Consider the following 16,724-nt stretch of genomic DNA (forward strand, 5'->3'; position numbering starts at 1 on the left):
AAAAGCTTGATTTAAGCGCCTTCTCAGTTCAGTCAGCTACTTCGAATTTGCTAAATAGCATTATTCATATCTAATGTAACTTACCGTTGTATTGTAGTATTCTTCAAAACCGTGAATACCATCTGCACCACCTAGACCTGATTCTCTCCAGCCAGCGTGGTAGCCATTAACGACTTCTTCTGCTTCGCAATTCGCATAAACTTCACCAAACTTCAAACGTTCTGTTGCTTTCATGACTTCTTTTAAATTCTCTGAGAAGATATAAGAAGATAACCCTGCATTTGTATCATTTGCAGCATTAATTGCTTCATCGAAATCATTATAAGTTGTAATAGCTAGGACAGGACCAAAGATTTCATCTTTAAAGGCACTGTCTTCTTTTTTAACATTGTCTAAAATGGTAGGCGCATAGAAGAAACCAGCACGATCTAATTTATGACCACCTAAGATTAAGTCAGCACCATTTTGAATAGCGTCTTGTACTTTGCGATCAATACTATCTAACTGTGTTTGATTAATAATGGCACCATAATCCGTGTTAGCATCTAACGGATCGCCCACTTGTAATTCACGCATACGTTGTTTGGCTTTATTGACAAAGTCTGTGTGCACATCTTCATGAACAAAGATACGTTCTGGACATGTACATACTTGACCGGCATTATTAATTCGCGCAGTTACAATATAATCTACTGCTTTGTCTAAGTTTGCATGTGGCGTCACTAAGACAGGTGCATTACCGCCCAATTCTAGATTTACTTTTTTAACAGTATTGGCTGCATGTTGATAAACAGCTTTACCAGCACGCATACTTCCTGTTAACGATATAAGTTGAACATCTTGATGTGTTGCGAGTTGCGTACCAACTGTTTCTCCAGTACCTGGTACGATTTGAATTAGACCGGCTGGTATTGTTGAAGCACGGAATAATTCAGCCAAACGTAAAGTGAGTAATGTCGTCTCCTCACTTGGTTTGATGACGATTGAACACCCCGTTACAAGTGCAGGAATAACTTTACGCATTAAGACCATAATGGGTGCGTTCCATGGAATAATACCGGCAGTCACGCCCACTGGTTTCTTTATTAATTGAATGGTTTCATTCACTACGCTATTTTGTAGAACTTCGCCTTTATTACGCATGCTTAAACTTGTCATATAGTCGATAAATTGTATTGCTTTATCAATTTCACCTTTAGCTTGTGCCAACGTTTTACCTTGTTCTTGAACATATAATTGGGCTAACGCATCTTTGTTTTGCTCTAATAAAGGGATTAATAATTTTACATGCTCTGCACGTGTAGGTGCGGGTACGTTTTCCCATTCAAGTTGTGCATGTTTAGATTTTTCGATTGCCTCGTTAACGTCGTCCTCAGTTGCGAAAGTAATTGTATCAAACGTTTCACCTGTTGCAGGGTTGATAACGTCCATTGTGTTATTAGACTTACTCTCTACAAATTCATTGTTAATAAATAATTGATTGGTCATTTGAGACACCTCCAACGTTAGTATTCCCTGTAACCACCATTTCCATGCTTATTTCTTTTTGAAAAAGATAGTAATCAAACGCGCATAAATTTATAATAGAACTAACATATTGACGATAAGTTGAAATACGTGTACAATTTATCTCGAAATCGAAACAAATTAAAGGTGGTGCGTTAATGGATCGCACGGAACATTCATTGAAAGCATTTATTGGTCTTAATAGAGCATTAGATAGATTAGAAAAAATCGTACAGCAAGATGTGAAAAACTATGGACTGAATGTCACAGAATTCGCAGTATTAGAATTACTTTATAGTAAAGGCCCACAACCGATTCAACGTATTAGAGATAGGGTGCTCATCGCAAGTAGTAGTATTTCATACGTAGTGAGTCAATTAGAAGAGAAGGGTTGGATTACGCGTGACAAAGACCCATCAGATAAGCGCGTATATAATGCAACTCTTACCGACAAAGGGCAACAATTTATGGCAGACATTTTCCCACAACATGCTGCTACGTTAGAACAGGCGTTTTCTGTTCTATCAGAAGAAGAATTGATGACGATTCAACAAGCATTCAAAAAATTAAGTGCACAAACAACAGAAGTGTAAGCCTGTGCACTTTAATTTTTTAACTTAATTTATCTCGAAATCGAAATAAATGGAGGGTGACTTATGACAGACACTAATTTGTTAGGTATTCATCACGTAACGGCGATTACAGATGATGCTGAACGTAACTATAAATTTTTTACTGAAGTACTTAGTATGAGACTTGTTAAGAAGACGGTAAACCAAGATGATATTCAAACGTATCACACCTTTTTTGCAGATGATGAAGGGTCAGCAGGTACTGATATGACATTCTTTGACTTTCCTGGTATACCACAAGGACGTAAGGGGACAAATTCAATTACGAAACCATCATTCCGTGTACCAAATGATGAGGCACTAACCTATTATATGAAACGTTTTGATGCGTTTGGTGTGAAGCATGAAGGAATCCAAGACGTGTTAGGTAAGAAGGTATTGCCTTTTCAAGAAGCAGATGGACAAGATTATCAATTAGTATCTGATGAGGGCGATAGCGGCGTGTCACCTGGTAAACCTTGGAAGAACGGCCCGGTTCCTGAGGATAAAGCGATTTATGGTTTAGGACCAATCGAAATTACGGTCAGCTACTTTGATGATTTCAAGCGTTTATTAGAAGATATTTATGGTATGCGAACAATCATAGATGAAGACAATGTAGCATTACTTGAAGTTGGTGACGGTGGTAATGGTGGTCAAGTGATTCTAAGAAGAGATGAAGATGGCCCAGTTGCTGTTCAAGGATATGGTGAAGTACATCATGTATCATTTAGGGTTAAAGATCATCAAGCGATTGAACAATGGTTGCACAATTACAATGACATAGGTATACCTAATTCTGGGTTAGTAGATCGCTTTTATTTTGAAGCCTTATACGCACGTCTAGGCCACATCTTGTTGGAAATTTCTACTGATGGTCCTGGATTTATGGAAGATGAACCATATGAGACGCTAGGTGAAAAATTATCATTACCGCCATTCTTAGAGGAACAAAGAGAGGCAATCGAATCTCAAGTACGACCTTTTGATACTACGGGTAAAAGTGATAACTAAGGAGGGATTCACTGATGGAACCTATTACACATATTCATCATATTTCGGCGATTGTTGGCGATGCGCAAGAGACGTACGATTTCTATACGAATGTATTAAACTTATCGTTAATTAAGCAGACAGTAAATTTTGATGATACATCAACGTATCATTTGTATTTCACAAATCATAAAGAACAACAAGATATGGTGCTCACTTTCTTTAATTGGCCAAATCGTTATAGAGGGCGTATTGGTTCAGGTCAAGTTGGACGATTAGCGTTTAGCATACCGAAAGATAGTATGGCGCATTGGGAAATGAAATTACATGCGAATGGTATCCAAACCCGTCAGACGGTCTCTTTCAATCAAGCCACATTGGAATTTGAAGATCGCCATGGATTGACATTAGCAATGGTTGAAAGTCATGAAATACATGCGAACAATGACATCATAGGATTTCACGGTGTCACGATGTTATCAGCTGACCCACAAGCAACAGAAGCATTACTGCGTGATGATTTGGGACTAGAATACATTCAAGAAACAGATGACAATGTACAGTATCAAACTGTGGGTAGTGTGCACCATCAAATTATAATTCAGAAATTTATAAACCCACAACTTGTACGTTGGGGTGGTGGCACCTTCCATCATATTGCTTGGTCAGTCCCAAATGACGAGGTACATCTACAATGGCGTGACGATCTTCGAAATAAAGGAATGCATGTGACGGATGTGAAAGAACGATTTTATTTCCATGCGATTTACATGAAAGAGCCTGGCAAATTAATCTTTGAATTTGCGACTGCTGGTCCTGGCTTTATGATCGATGAAGATTTAGATGAGTTAGGTAAACAACTGCAGCTGCCACCATTTTACGAGGACAGACGATACGACATTGAATCTCAATTAACACCGTTAAGACTAAATGAAAAATAAGGAGTGTGGATTGATGGAACATATTTATAGACCAGGTAAAGATAATGCACAGACATTAATACTGTTACATGGAACTGGTGGGGATGAAACAGATCTGATTCCACTCGGCACAGCTTTAAATCCTGATTATAATCTATTAGGTATTCGCGGAGAAATTAATGAAAATGGTATGAATCGTTATTTCAAACGCCTTGCAGAAGGTGTCTACGATGAAGAAGATTTAGACTATCGTGGTCAACGGTTGTTAGATTTTATATATGACGCCGCTGAACGTTATCATTTTGATTTGACTACAACAGTCTTAGTTGGGTTCTCTAACGGCGCTAATATTGCGATTAACTTAATGTTACGAGACACAGCACCATTCAAAAAAGCCTTGTTATTTGCACCACTGTATCCCATTGAAGTAACCACATCGAAAGATATGAGTGACGTAGAAGTATTATTATCTATGGGCAAACATGATCCAATTGTTTCAATGGATCAGAGTGCGCACGTGATGAATTTATTTAAACAACAGGGCGCACATGTTACTGAAGTTTGGGTGAACAGTCATGAAATTACACAAGCAGGATTAATGCAAGGACAAGAATTTCTGAATTCATAATGAAAAAAGACTCAAAGATGTATGGCTTACGTCTTTGAGTCTTTTTCAATGTATTTTCAATTATTTAGATAATACGACGTGTTTAAATCCTTGATACAAAATTGGGATAAGGAGTATGAAACCAAATAATCCCATGATGGGGAAGACTTTTCCGATTAAAGAAATAAAGCCGATAAATGTACATATAAATGTAACGATAGCCATCGCAATGATGAGTACAAAGTACCCTTTGGAGAATGGCTCTGTAAAACGCGATGCAAAAGCATACATAAGACCAACAATTGTATTATAGATAACTAAAATCATTATAATCGACATCATTGTACCTAATAACGGTGAAATATGATTAGCCAGTAGTAGCGTTGGCAATGCAACAGATTGAATGTGTTCAAATTCTGTAACGAGTCCTAGATTAATCATCAATAGTAGTAATGTAATGATGATACCGCCTAAGATGCCACCCCATAACGCCGACTGACGATGTTGCATGCGACCGCCCATTACACTTAAAAAACTAAACGCGGCTGCGATTTGTAGGCTGGCATAGTTTAATCCATCAAACCACCAACCGAGTGATAAACCGTGTTGTTCATTGAAGCGGTTCGCTGCACTAAAATTAACATCTCCTGTTATAAAATAATAGATGGCGATAATAGAAACAACAATGACTAGGAAGGGTGTCACCATACCTAAGACGGTAATCAGACGTTCAAATTTAAGAAACAGTGTCATTAGAATAAATAATACTAATAGCAATGAACTTAACGAGTAAGGTAATCCGAAACTTTCATGTATGGTTGAGGCCCCACCTGCAGTCATAATCATCGCTAAAGAGAATAAAAATAAAGTTAAAATAATATCAAAAATACGTGCAATCATTGGATGTAAATAATATTGAATAGACTCTGAATGGTTATGAGATTGAATCGTAAAGCCAGTGTTTAAGACGAAGACGCCTGCTAGCGTAATGATTAACCCCGTAACGATAATACCAGTAATACTATAGCTACCGTGACTCGTGAAGAACTGAAATATTTCTTGACCAGTCGCAAAGCCAGCCCCAACGACAACACCCACAAATGCGAAAGCTACCATTATAGTCTCTCTAAAAAGTTGCACAATTAAAATTTCCTTTCAAATCATTACTTAATTCATATAGTTTAAACGCAATTATCTATTTTAGACGAAATGAGGTTAGAAATAAATAGGAAAGTTTACCCGAAGTGAACATTGTGTGTCCGACAAAGGCATTAACAACTTGTTTATAAATTGGTAATGCAGGTGTAACCAAAGTTTGATAGTATGACACAGTATTGAAAAAAAAGTTGATTCTTATTGAGGAAGGTGTAGGTATGTCATTAGATTTACCTGTCATGTTAATCATTGTGCTATTTTTAGCGTTGGGCATATTTAGCCAATGGTTAGCGACGCAAATTAAGTGGCCATCCATTGTAGTGATGTCGATTGTCGGCTTACTCATTGGGCCAATCTTGGGACTGGCAAACCCTCAAGAAACATTGGGGGCTGAGGTCTTTAGTCCCATCGTGTCATTAGCTGTAGCGGTAATCCTATTCGAAGGCAGTAGTAATTTGGATTTTCGTGAATTAAGAGGCATTTCTAAAGCGGTTATTCGAATTATTACCATCGGCGCAGCAATCGCTTGGGTACTCGGTGCGATTGCATTACATAAAATTTTAGATTTCCCAATTGCTGTAGCGGTTGTGATGGGCGGGTTATTCTTAATTACTGGCCCAACTGTGATTCAGCCATTGCTTAAACAAGCGAAAGTGCGTAAGAGCGTAGATTCTATTTTAAGATGGGAAAGCATTATCTTAGATCCTATTGGTCCGATACTCGCATTAACTGCGTTTTATATTTATCAAATATTTGAACAGGGCTTCGGTGTTCAAGTCATTTTAATTTTTATTTTGAAAATTATAGCAACAGCCATTATTGGCTTTGGCGCATCATTCATTTTCAATTGGTTAATCCAACGTGATTTCATCCCGCAGAATTTAATGCCTTCGATTCAGTTAGTGTTTATTCTGTTAGTATTCAGTATTTGTGATCAAATATTACAAGAATCTGGCCTATTAGCCGTAACAATTTTTTGTTTAATGATGGCGCGTTATAAGAGACATGATTTAATTTACAAGGAGTCAGATCATTTCATTGAAAATGCATCCTCTATTCTTGTATCGACTGTCTTTATTTTAATTACATCATCATTAACATCATCGGTATTAATGGATGTTTTATCATGGCAATTAGTAGTCTTTGCGATTGCAATGATTGTCTTGGTACGTCCGATATCAGTGTTAGTATCAACGATAGGTACAGAAATCACGAAAAGAGAACGTACGATTGTTGCTTTAATGGCACCACGAGGGATTGTCGTTTTAACTGTTGCGCAATTCTTTAGTGGGTTATTTCTAGATAACCATGCTAGAATGGCGAGTTATATTACGCCTGTAACCTTTGGTCTTGTGTTTATTACGGTAGTTATATATGGATTTAGCTTCATTCCTTTAAGTAAGTTATTTGGCCTAGCAAGTACGGAACCACCAGGTGTCATCATCGTTGGTGAAAGTGAATTCTCATTCCACTTAGGTACAAAACTACGTGAACATGATATACCGGTTATGGTATTTAATCTATTTGAGAATACATCAGATAAAGCGGAAGAACTTGGCTTTGAGGTGTTTAAAGGGAATCTATTATCAAGTAGTGATCGAATATATGCAGATTTAATTCGTTACAATAAATGTTTATTAATGACCAAGTCATTTATTTTTAATAGTTTAGCCTTTAATGAGTTGGTACCGGAGTTCGGCTTGAATCATGTGAGTATGATGCCTGTGTCCTTTACTGACGAACAAGCACGTAATAATTTAAATGGACCGCTGCGCAATCACATTTTATTTGATGAATCACATAGTCCAAGATGGTTTGATAATACGATTGCTAATAAAAATATTGTTGAAGTATCTGCGGAAGCATACGATAACATTACTGATAATGATATGATTCTTTATCATATTGATGATAGTAGTGTGGTGTCATTTAATAAGAGTACTAAACCGATACCGCAATATGAACATGGGGTATACGGCATCTTAAGAGATGTATATTAGAAAAAGATTATGATGAGTTTTTAAATAATTCTTAATAGGGAGTGAGACAATGAATTTAAAACAAATTCTGTCCCACTCCCATAATTTTGTATATAAGTCTAGTCAAATGTTAGTTCAAATATCTATCGTGCATTAATAATTTTAAGATACGGATTTGTTCTTGGAGTACTTTACCATCGTTGGTATCTCTAATTTTTTTGCGTTGCAATTCTTCATCAACCACTCGGCGAACAGATAATTCATCTGCGCCATCTGATAATACTTTATCTCTTGAATCGAAATGTTGATGAGCGACTAATTGCATGCCAAATGAATTGTACAGTAATGTATAGCCAGCAATACCAGTTGTTTTTTGATATGCTTTCGAGAAACCACCGTCGATCACTAACATTTTGCCATCTGCTTTAATAGGGTCTTCACCATCTATTTCTTTTACCGGTGTATGACCATTGATGATTCTACCTTCATCTGGATTAAGGCCAAAGTCTTTTAACATTTTACGAATCATATCCACATCTTCTCGTAAATAGTAATATGGATTTTTAGGCTCTTTATGAGAAGCTTTGTCTTCGATGAAGTAACGTTCGAATGTTGTCATGGCTCTTTTACCAAATAAAGAACTATATTTACCAGTCCATAGATACCATACTAAATCAGTAGATAAGTCATCTGTTATATCTTTGTAATCGTAGGCGTAACGTACATGTCTTTCGAAGACATCTAATAGGTCACGTCCTTTATGTTGTTCACCTTCAATTTCAAACGACTCCATTTCTCCGTTTTCATCAACAGGTATACAGCCATGGATGAGTAAATTGCCGTTATATGGAAGGTAAAGTTTGCCTTTCTTCATCAAGAAGGACATGTGACGTTTTAATTTCTCAGATTGTTGGAATGAAAGCAACAATTTATTCATTACTTCTTCTTCTTCAGGTAATAATTTACCAGGATCTTCTGGGTCTACGGTACTGAAACATGTATCTTTTAAAGGATATGTTTTTCCATAAATGGTGATTTCATTTGTATCATAGTTAATCTGTTCCAAGACTAAGCGATCTTCCATTTCAAAGCTAGGGCGACGTTTAATGATTGGCATTTCTAGTTTAAATTGAATCATCGCAATCGCTTGATGAATTTTAGTGATTTGACTCTCTTCAAGTTTAGATAATCCAACTGGTTTATCAGGACGTTTCTTCGGTTTGAATGATGGATTGTTACCACTATAATGCTCTTCTGCAAGTGTTAACAACGGACGTAAATTAATGCCATAAGCATCTTCAATGATGTCTAAATTGTCATAGCGTGCACATATGCGAAGTAGGTTAGCTAAACAGGCTTTAGAACCTGCATAGGCACCAATCCATAAAACATCATGATTCCCCCATTGAATATCAACAGAATGATAGTTGATCAACGTGTCCATAATCTTATCAGGTTGCGGACCACGGTCATAAATATCTCCAACCACATGTAAATGGTCAACGACAAGACGTTGAATACTATAGGATAATCCAATAATTAAATCATCCGATTGTTCTAACTCGATAATTTGATTTACCAATGTTTCATAGTAGGATTTCTTATTGTTAAATTCGTTATTTTTATAAAGTAGTTCTTCAACAATATATGTATATTCTTTTGGCAATGCTTTACGTAATTTTGAACGTGTATATTTTGATGAGCAATAGGTAATCAAATCAATTAATTGTTCAATTGTAGTGATATACCAAACATTTAATTTACCTTTTGAATCAAAATTATTTTTAACGAGTTTTAATTTTTCTTCAGGATAATAGACAAGGGCAGCCAAGTCATCAATTTCTTTTTGAGATAATGTTTTAGCATAAAGGTCATTAATTTTAGAACGAACGTTACCAGAGCCATTACGCAATACATGTTGGAACGATTCATATTCACCGTGAAGGTCACTGACGAAATGTTCTGTGCCTTTTGGTAATTCTAAAATCGACTCTAAATTGACGATTTCTGTTGCTAACTTTTCAGGGCTATCAAATTGTTGTGATAATAAATCTAAATACTTCTCTCGTAATTCACTTTCAGTCGTTTGTGTCATCGTATTTCACTCCTGTTTGGAATTGATATTCATTGTAGATCGTTTATAAAACCGCTTACATTAATTATCTTTAAAACGCATCACTTTTTCAATGGTGATGCTTAAAATGTCAGAATTAATTCTTAAAATACGACTGTTAAACAAAAAAGCCTCAGTCACCAATGGATTCTGAGGATTTCACGTATTACTTAACGCGGTTTCTATTTTTAAAGAATATTCTATAAAGCACGTAAAGAACTGCAAGAATAATAATCACGTACATAATGTATGAGTATGTGTGTAAACCGGCCATTAAGGCGTCGAAACTACCACTTAACATACGACCGAGTAAGATTAAGGCAAAGTTCCAAATCGTCGTACCTAATAATGATAAGACGACGAACGTAACGACATTCATTTTATTAATACCAGCTGGGATTGTGATGAGTACACGTAATACTGGTATAAAGCGACATAGCAGTACAGCCCATGCGCCATAACGTTTAAACCAATCATTAGCGCGTTTAACATCTTTACCTTTCAGCTTAAACCATTTACCATGTTTGTCTACAAAACGATAAATACTCTCTTCATTAATTAGACGGCAAAGATAATACAAGATGAGTAACCCGATAAATGATGCGATTGTTGAAATTAAGAATAGGAATGGTATAGATAAACCAGATTTAACCGACATCAAACCAGCAAACGTAAGTATAATTTCAGAAGGGACGACAGGTAATACATTCTCTAATAAGATAAGAATGAATATGGCTGTATAACCCCATTTACTAATAAAATCAGTAATTAATTGTTCCATTTATATATAAGAACTCCTTTTAGAAGCGTTCGAGACATCACAACGTAATAACTGCGAAAGCCATATACGGCGTCGAAATTATCTCGATCACATTAATTTTTACCATTTAATTTCAAAAATAAAAAATTCATAGTAAATTCATTATAATAAAATTTACTATGAATTGCTTGTATAAACTAATGACAACCGTTATTTCATTGCTTTTAAATAGTGTTGATAGAGTTGCGTTGCCTCTTCATCATCTTCGACACCATAGACATTCATACGGCCATCTTTAAATAAAGTGATTTCGTAATGGTCATCTTTAATTAATTTTGCGAAAGACGTGGCCTTCACAAGTGTTCCAGGAAGATGATGTGCATGTTGAAAGACATTGGGCTGATATCGGAAAAGGTAGGTACGGCCACATAAACTTTCAATATGATGTTGTTGTTTCGTTTCTAAGAGTGAATAATGTCGATTGGCACATACGTCACAAGCAGGGTCTTGTAATATATCGACGTTCATCGCTTTGTAATCGATCTGCCATGTATCAATCGTAATTAATTTCTTTGAAAAGCCTTCCCCTGATAAGTAACGTAGCACTTCAGAAACTTCGTAACTCGCCACTTGTGAAATAATAGGAGGTAAAACACCGTTAATCGCACAACTTTCACCACTGGATGGCATGTGTTTTAAAAGACATTTTAGGCAAGGGCCTTTGAAATCAATACCATAAACGGTTCCTTTATTGCCAACAGCTGCACCATAAACCCAAGGGATTTGGTGCTTATGACATACTTCATTTATGAGATAGCGGATTTTGAAATGGTCCATGCCATCAATGATGATATCGGGTTTAACGTCGGTGATAATATCTTCAATATTAGATGAAGTGATTTCTTGATAATATGTTTGTACATCTACATGATGATTGATGTCTGCGATATGTTGTTGAACAGCATGTACTTTAGGCACCATATTGAATGCATCTGCCTCAGTGTACAATGCTTGTCGATGTAAATTAGATGTTTCAACAATATCCATATCAACAATTGCGATGTGATGCGCACCCATACGAGCAAGAAGTTCAGCAACATGACTACCTAATGCGCCGGCACCTAAAATAAGCAACGTTGCATCCGATAAAGCATGTTGACCATGTGCACCAAACGGTGAAAATCTCATTTGCCGATTGTATCGTTGCATTATAAGAATCCTAAACCTTCAGTTGGGCTTGATGCTTGGGCAGTGTATTTTACTGGAATTCGTCCTGCTTCATAAGATAAGCGGCCAGCGTGAATGCCTAACTTCATTGCTTCTGCCATTTTCACAGGGTCTTTCGCACCTGATACTGCTGTATTTAAAAGGATGCCATCAGCACCTAATTCCATCGCATGACATGCATCTTTAGGTGAACCAATACCTGCATCAACAATAACTGGTACATTTGAATTCTTAATAATGTAACTCAAGTTCAGTTGATTATTAATGCCGCGACCTGTTCCAATAGGTGAGGCTAACGGCATAACGGCGTGCACACCTAAATCTTCTAAACGTTTAGCTAAGACAACATCGTTAGAAATGTAAGGACATACAATATACCCTCGTTCAAGTAATACTTTACAAGCTTCGTAGGTTTCGAAAGGGTCAGGTAATAATGTTTCATCATCACCTATAACTTCTACTTTAATCATGTCACATACACCCGCATGTTTAGCGATTTCTGCAATACGAATTGCTTCTTCAGCAGTTTTAGCGCCAGCAGTATTTGGAAAAGTGATAAAGTCTTTTAAATTAATATTTGCAAGTGGGTTAGGTAAATTTTTATCGTACAGGTTCATACGTCTAACTGCGAACGTAAGTACATTTGTTTCCGAAGCTTTAATCGCTTTAGTTTGGATGTCTTCATTTTCAAACTTTCCTGTACCTAATAACAAACGAGAGTGTAATTCTAAATTGCCAATTTTAAACATTTTATCCGCCTCCAACAAATTCTAATAGTTCTAATTGATCATCTTCACGCACAGTGTGTTGATGATAATCATCTTGCTTAATCAATGTTTTATTATGTTCAACAATGACACGTTGTGGGTCTAACTCGAGTGATTCGAGCACTTGATGAATCGATTGTTCCGAGTCGAACGTGAACGTGTCACCATTAATGATACATTTCATGATTTAACCTCCTTGAGACATTGAAAGATTCATATTGAGCTGGTTTAACACCAGTTAATAGCCAATTTGCGATGTCACGTCCGATCACAGGAGATAATAAAATACCATTACGATAGTGACCGGTAATCATATATAAGCCATCATCAATTTGGTCCATAATTGGTAGTTCACCCTCTGTGTACGGACGTACGCCAGACCATTGTTTGAGTACACGTGCGTTTGTAAGTTCAGGAATACGTGCTATTGCATAATGTTTCAACCAGGAAATACCTTGCGTTGTATTACCTACTGAATAATTATCAAATTCACTCGTAGCACCAATTAAATAACGGTTTGGTTGTTTCGGCACAACATAGCATCCATTGGTCATAAATACCGTTTGATCTAAATGTAAATCATCGTGTTCCACAAGTAGGACTTCACCTTTAACGCCAACAACCTCACGTGGCAGTTGATATTGCTTTAATAGTTGAGATGACCATGCACCACCTGCAACAATGACCTTTTTAGCATATAAATCACCTTTAGATGATGCGATTTGATAATAGCCATTCTGACGATGAATGCCTGTAACATCTGTATTAAAGTAGCGCGTAATGTGACGTTGTTGCAGAGATTTAAACAATGCTTTCGTATAATGATTCGCATTGATTTGTCCATCATTGGGGATATAAATAGCCATGTCCGCTGCTGAGACATTGCCATTTGTTAAATCGGCTAAGTCATTGTCTGAGAGCGCAACAACATTGTGATCTAATGCGTGTAGGAATTGATATTGTGCACGTAAATGGTCTACATCACTAGGTTGATTCGCAATTTTAATTAATCCAGATGCTTGATATTGAATATCAATGCCCGTTTCATCTTGTAAAGATTGGCATAATTCCGGAAAGAGGTCTCGCGACTCGAGTGCAAGTCGAAATAAATCACTATCTTCTGTAAATTCATTCTGAGCACCTAACATGCCACCAGCTTTATAGGATGCATGTTTACCAGGTATATCTCGGTCAACGATTGCGATGTCGAGATGCGTGTGACTAAGGTGTCTTGCAATGGACATTCCGATGACACCAGAACCAATAATAAGAACGTCATGCATCTTTCAACCACTCCTTTCGTAGATGTTGAATTTGTTGTAAAGATGCGTTCATAAAGTATGAGATTGCACAAATACCTGCAAAGCCAGGTGGCAGTTGATGTATCGTATCCTCCGTCATACCACCTATGGCATATATCGGGATAGGAACGTGCAAAACATCTTTGATTTCGGACAATGTTCTAGGTTGCTGATTTGGCTTAGAAGCGGTTGGAAATATATGACCATAAAAGACATAATCCAAGTGATGTTGATAAGCCTGTTTAACAGAGTCAACCGAGTGCGTTGACATGCTAACCTGCACCTCTGGATGGTGTTCTTTATAGTGGAATGCCAACGTGTCCATCTCGCGACAATGTAAACGTGTAAGATTTAGCGCTTCTAATAATTCGATATCGCTATGGACAATGATTTTATCTCTAGGGAATCTAGCAACGATTAATCTGTTGATAAAAGAATGCAACTCATCTCTAGACATAGGGGTACGAAAGAGTAAACCATCAATCCCCTCACTAATATCAAGAAAATGTTCTAAATCTGACGCTGTTAAATGTTTGTAAGTTGTTATCGCAATAAAGATGTCTATCACTCCTAATAAATGAAAAAAACGCTATCTCCTTCGTAGGAAATAGCGTTGGTCTATATAGAACGTTATTTAGCAAGCCACTTTCCTACGCCAGTGCAAACTGGATCAGGTTCCAGGAATTATAAAGTTCTTTCTTTACTCTCAGCCTTAAACAAAGGCACTTCCAGTGGATAAATTATCTATTTAATTTTTAATAATTATGATTCACGTTTGATTTCAAATTCATTCTACAATTTTTTCGAATAGAGTTCAAATTTTAATAGGAAGAGCAAGAGACATCAATTATATAATGATCCTATTTCACAAATTCTCAGTAGCTGACTGAACGGAGAAGGCGCTTAAATTAAGCTATTGCCGGTTCTAGTCATCCTTGGGGGCGGGTCTCACCACAAAGAATGACATTAAGAAATTCTACAACCAAAGCAAGTTGGGAGTCGGGGCCCCAGCACAAAAAATCACGAAAGTGATTTTACAACCAAAGTAAGTTGGGAGTGAACAACGAATGCTGTTCCACTCCCAAATGACGTAATTAGTGAATAAAGTAACGAACGATGTACAATTTAATAAAAGAACTTTTAAATAAGATGTTGAAAACGATTTCAAAACCTGGTAATATAAATAAAAATAAATGCTAAAAACCCTATGATGGTAAGGGTTATAAGGGAGTTATTTTTATATAATAGGGAGTCTTGTGAGTATATTAGACAACATATTTAGAATCAACAAATTAGAGGAAGTAGGAAAAAGAGGTTATGGTACAAAGACAAAAGAAAAGTAGTGTTCGTTGGTTTTTTGCATTAGCATTTTTTATTATAGGTGTTATCGCCTATATGGATAGATCCAACATTTCGTATATTGCCCCGCAAATGATGGAAGATTTACATATGACAAAACAACAATTTGGTCTATTAGCTTCATTCTTCTCGTTAGGTTATGCTTTAATGCAAGTACCCTCAGGTATGCTAGCTGAGAAATTCGGACCACGTAAGATGATTACAATTGCTTTAGTATGGTGGAGTGCTTTCACTATTTTAACAGGTATGATTAAACATCACGGTTTATTATATTTAGTTCGTTTCTTATTCGGTATCGGGGAAGCGCCTATGTATCCATCAAACGCCGTGTTTAATGCAAACTGGTTCTCTAAAGATGAGAAAGGTAGAGCATCAAGTATGTTACTTGCTGGTTCATATTTTGGACCTGTATTAGCACCTGTCATTACAATTGCTATTGTAAACGCATTTAACTGGCAAGCGGTATTTTATATCTTTGGTGTGGCAGGTATCTTAATTGCGATATTATGGGGAATTATTGCGAAAGATTTACCTGAGCAACATCGTATGGTTAATGACGCAGAGAAACATTTCATTATGGAGAATCGTGACCTTGTTCAAACAACGAAATCATTACCACCATGGAATCAATTCTTCCGTCGTATTAGTTTCTATGCGATTGCAGGTCAATACTTTGTAGTACAATTTGTTATTTCATTATTCTTAATTTGGTTACCAACGTACTTAACTGAACAATATCATGTAGAATTTAAAGACATGGCGATTAGTTCATTACCTTGGTTCATTATGTTTATTTTAATTTTATCTGCTGGTGCGATTTCAGATAAAATTTTACGCAGTGGTCAATCAAGATTTGTTTCAAGAGGTTTGATTGCTATTGTAGGTTTCATCGTATTTGCAGTTTCAATTTTCTTTGCAGTACATACTGATAATTTATATGTAACTATTTTCTGGTTATCACTTGGCTTAGGCGGTATGGGTGTATCAATGGGTATGAGCTGGGCTGCAGCGAATGACATTGGTAGAAACTTCGCAGGTACTGTATCTGGTTGGATGAACTTATGGGGTAACATTGGTGCGTTATTAAGTCCATTCTTAGCTGGTGCATTAGTAGCATCACTTGGTTGGACAATGACTTTCCAATTGCTAATTATTCCAGCAGTTATCGCAGCAATTTTATGGTTATTTGTATCACCAGATAAACCATTAATTAAAGATGAAAGTCGTGAATTAAAATAATTTTATATAAACTAGGGCATCATGCCTAGATAAATCGTCGAGACTGGGATATAAATAATATAAATATGCTATTTTGCAATTTCGCAGTAGCTGACTGAACTGAGGAAATGCTTAAATCAAGCTTTTCTCAGTTCTAGTCACCCTTGCGGGGGTGGGACGACGAATCTAAAAAGAATTCTGTCCCACT

Annotated in this window: 15 protein-coding genes and 1 riboswitch; of the genes, 6 read left to right on the plus strand and 9 right to left on the minus strand. The window is 36.6% G+C overall.

Translation table 11 applies throughout. The features are described 5' to 3' along the window. Positions 1-60: 60 nt before the first annotated feature. A complete protein-coding gene (gene aldA, locus JVV30_RS03810; protein WP_204193428.1) occupies positions 61-1,488 on the minus strand; it encodes an aldehyde dehydrogenase in 1,428 nt (475 codons plus the stop codon). A 176-nt stretch (positions 1,489-1,664) separates the two neighbouring features. Between aldA and mhqR the strand changes: the two genes are divergently transcribed. The 4 genes from mhqR to mhqD all read left to right on the plus strand — a co-directional run bounded on the left by mhqR (position 1,665) and on the right by mhqD (position 4,658). Next, positions 1,665-2,099 (plus strand): MarR family transcriptional regulator MhqR, encoded by a 435-nt coding sequence (gene mhqR, locus JVV30_RS03815; RefSeq protein ID WP_075108148.1) that lies wholly within the window; start codon positions 1,665-1,667, stop codon positions 2,097-2,099. A gap of 63 nt (positions 2,100-2,162) precedes the next feature. Beyond that, a complete protein-coding gene (gene mhqE, locus JVV30_RS03820) occupies positions 2,163-3,131 on the plus strand; it encodes a ring-cleaving dioxygenase MhqE (RefSeq protein WP_204193432.1) in 969 nt (322 codons plus the stop codon). Between the two features lie 14 nt (positions 3,132-3,145). Next, complete coding sequence (locus tag JVV30_RS03825; RefSeq protein ID WP_204193434.1) at positions 3,146-4,051, plus strand: ring-cleaving dioxygenase; 906 nt, start codon at positions 3,146-3,148, stop codon at positions 4,049-4,051. A gap of 13 nt (positions 4,052-4,064) precedes the next feature. Continuing rightward, complete coding sequence (gene mhqD / locus JVV30_RS03830; RefSeq protein WP_204193435.1) at positions 4,065-4,658, plus strand: methylhydroquinone degradation carboxylesterase MhqD; 594 nt, start codon at positions 4,065-4,067, stop codon at positions 4,656-4,658. Positions 4,659-4,718: 60 nt separating this feature from the next. Here the strand turns inward: mhqD and JVV30_RS03835 are convergent, their stop codons facing one another. Further along, entirely contained in the window at positions 4,719-5,753 is a 1,035-nt protein-coding gene (locus JVV30_RS03835) for a YkvI family membrane protein (protein WP_239469307.1), read from the minus strand. A 257-nt stretch (positions 5,754-6,010) separates the two neighbouring features. Here JVV30_RS03835 and JVV30_RS03840 point away from each other — a divergent pair, with 257 nt between their 5' ends. Beyond that, complete coding sequence (locus JVV30_RS03840) at positions 6,011-7,792, plus strand: cation:proton antiporter (protein ID WP_204193557.1); 1,782 nt, start codon at positions 6,011-6,013, stop codon at positions 7,790-7,792. 109 nt (positions 7,793-7,901) lie between these two features. Here JVV30_RS03840 and JVV30_RS03845 read toward each other — a convergent pair whose 3' ends face one another. The 7 genes from JVV30_RS03845 to JVV30_RS03875 all read right to left on the minus strand — a co-directional run bounded on the left by JVV30_RS03845 (position 7,902) and on the right by JVV30_RS03875 (position 14,504). After that, positions 7,902-9,866 (minus strand): fructose-1,6-bisphosphatase, encoded by a 1,965-nt coding sequence (locus JVV30_RS03845; RefSeq protein WP_204193437.1) that lies wholly within the window; start codon positions 9,864-9,866, stop codon positions 7,902-7,904. A 184-nt stretch (positions 9,867-10,050) separates the two neighbouring features. Continuing rightward, on the minus strand, positions 10,051-10,665 hold the full coding sequence (gene uptA / locus JVV30_RS03850) for an undecaprenyl phosphate transporter UptA (protein ID WP_204193438.1): 615 nt from the start codon (positions 10,663-10,665) through the stop codon (positions 10,051-10,053). A 189-nt stretch (positions 10,666-10,854) separates the two neighbouring features. After that, the gene (locus tag JVV30_RS03855; protein ID WP_204193441.1) at positions 10,855-11,853 is read right to left on the minus strand and encodes a ThiF family adenylyltransferase; all 999 of its coding nucleotides are present in this window, start codon (positions 11,851-11,853) and stop codon (positions 10,855-10,857) included. After that, positions 11,853-12,620, minus strand: a complete 768-nt coding sequence (locus JVV30_RS03860; RefSeq protein WP_053028785.1) for a thiazole synthase — start codon at positions 12,618-12,620, stop codon at positions 11,853-11,855. Before JVV30_RS03860 ends, JVV30_RS03855 begins: the two co-directional genes overlap by 1 nt. 1 nt (position 12,621) lies before the next feature. Next, positions 12,622-12,822 carry a sulfur carrier protein ThiS gene (thiS, locus tag JVV30_RS03865; protein WP_053028784.1) on the minus strand — a complete coding sequence of 67 codons (201 nt, stop codon included), beginning with the start codon at positions 12,820-12,822 and terminating at the stop codon, positions 12,622-12,624. Next, entirely contained in the window at positions 12,806-13,921 is a 1,116-nt protein-coding gene (gene thiO / locus JVV30_RS03870) for a glycine oxidase ThiO (protein WP_204193443.1), read from the minus strand. The genes thiS and thiO overlap by 17 nt, the downstream gene beginning before the upstream one ends. Further along, complete coding sequence (locus JVV30_RS03875; RefSeq protein ID WP_204193559.1) at positions 13,914-14,504, minus strand: thiamine phosphate synthase; 591 nt, start codon at positions 14,502-14,504, stop codon at positions 13,914-13,916. Before JVV30_RS03875 ends, thiO begins: the two co-directional genes overlap by 8 nt. A gap of 65 nt (positions 14,505-14,569) precedes the next feature. Then, positions 14,570-14,679: riboswitch (TPP riboswitch) on the minus strand. Positions 14,680-15,256: 577 nt separating this feature from the next. On the opposite strand from JVV30_RS03875, the gene JVV30_RS03880 reads away from it, so the two are divergent. Beyond that, positions 15,257-16,537: a pyruvate MFS transporter gene (locus tag JVV30_RS03880; protein ID WP_053028781.1), complete on the plus strand. Its 1,281-nt coding sequence runs from the start codon at positions 15,257-15,259 to the stop codon at positions 16,535-16,537. Positions 16,538-16,724 lie beyond the last annotated feature (187 nt).

Origin of the sequence: Staphylococcus sp. GDY8P47P (genome assembly GCF_016892225.1) — a bacterium.
Taxonomy (GTDB): Bacteria; Bacillota; Bacilli; order Staphylococcales; family Staphylococcaceae; genus Staphylococcus; species Staphylococcus borealis.